Source organism: Methanoculleus sp. SDB (assembly GCA_001412355.1).
Taxonomy (GTDB): Archaea; Halobacteriota; Methanomicrobia; order Methanomicrobiales; family Methanomicrobiaceae; genus LKUD01.
Map to the genome: position 1 here is coordinate 1 of LKUD01000012.1, position 1,544 is coordinate 1,544.

1 pseudogene is annotated in these 1,544 nt (G+C 49.6%); it reads left to right on the forward strand.

The features are described 5' to 3' along the window. The first annotated feature begins 852 nt into the window (after window positions 1–852). Window positions 853–1,544, forward strand: a pseudogene (locus APR53_07320).

Sequence of the window (1,544 nt, forward strand, 5' to 3'; positions counted from 1 at the left end):
TAGAGCGAAAACACGATGTCGCCGGTGGTGGTGACCGGGTTGCCGCTGCTGTCCGTCAGCCGGCCCTGATAGTTGATGGCGGTACCTGCTGATACAGCGGGAATGACCGCTATACACAGCACAAGAAGAAAGATTGCAACATATTTCATGGTCGAGATCTCCTTATCGCCGTTTGCACAGCCGGTTTGCGGACGAACGGCAACAAGGCGTGGTGCAAGCAGAGGAAATATATCGGAAATATATATTATATTATATATTTACATCGTTTTTAATTGCCTGGAGTAATAATAGGAAAACTCGAAAAACGGTCCAAATGATGCTATGATTACGGTCGTCCCCGGAAACGGGGGAGAGCATGGAGGAGGGTGGGACATACGGTCACAGATGCTATCCGAAAAAAGACAGCCCCGGGCTCCATGATAACAAACTTGGGAAGCTTAATACCGTTCATATGTTGATTTTTGATAAATCATGGGACCCGGGATGTGCTACGCAGGAATGGCCAATACTCTGAAACGAGAACTTTACCGATAATTTCTTGGATATCGGTCATAGTATGACGCTGTGTGAGGTCATACGAGCTCCGGATAAAAGCGACGCCCATTTATAGTCCACTAATGTTAATCAAAAGCGCCAAGCACTTGTTTTTATACTCTTCATAATATCATTCTTTTTGAAGCAGGACCCGCACCTACGGTGAGTGTTAGCCTGTGAGTTGGAGCAATTGAACTGCTGGAATGGTGTTTATGAAAATGCCTTTGTTTTTTTCGGGGGCGTCGGGGCCCTAAATGCCCGTATTTTGGCGTGATGATCATGAATAGAAATTGCTTATTATTCCTCGTTGTGCTGGCTGTGGCCGGCATGGTTTCTGGTGTTTCGGCAAGCCAGATTGTGATTGATTCCGTGACAATTGATCAGGGTGATACCGCAACCATCGCATTTACTCTTGATGAAGCACCGAATGGGCTGAGTGCCTGTATCTTTACCGTTTCGCTCGATACCCCCGGCATTGCGGAGATTACAGCAGTCAGTTTCCCTGCATGGGCGGAAATGACGCAATCCGATTTCACCGGACCCGCGCAATCGGTCAAGATGAAATTCGGGGATTTGAGTTACCCTGTCGACTACGGGTCGGGTGCCACGAATGTTCCGCTTGGTTCTGTGGTTATTGAGGGAATCGGCCCCGGTACGAGTGCTGTTACCCTGACGATTCAGGAGCCGGTAGGTTTTGCAGATAAGGACGATGCACAGTTCAGGCCCGCAATTGTCAATGGTCAGGTTACCGTCAACGCCCTTACCGGTTCGCTTGAAGTAACATCAACACCTGACGGCGCTTCAATCTGGATTGACGGAAGCGATACCGGTGAAGTGACACCATTTACCTTCCCGGCACTATCAGCCGGCGAACATACCGTTATTGTTCAGAAAGCGGGCTATTATTCTGTTGCCAGGGTCGTCACGGTAGTCGCTGACAGCACGGTAAGTGAGGACTTCACGCTCACTCCGCAGACCGGCTCGCTTGCCGTGACCTCGACTCCCGCCGG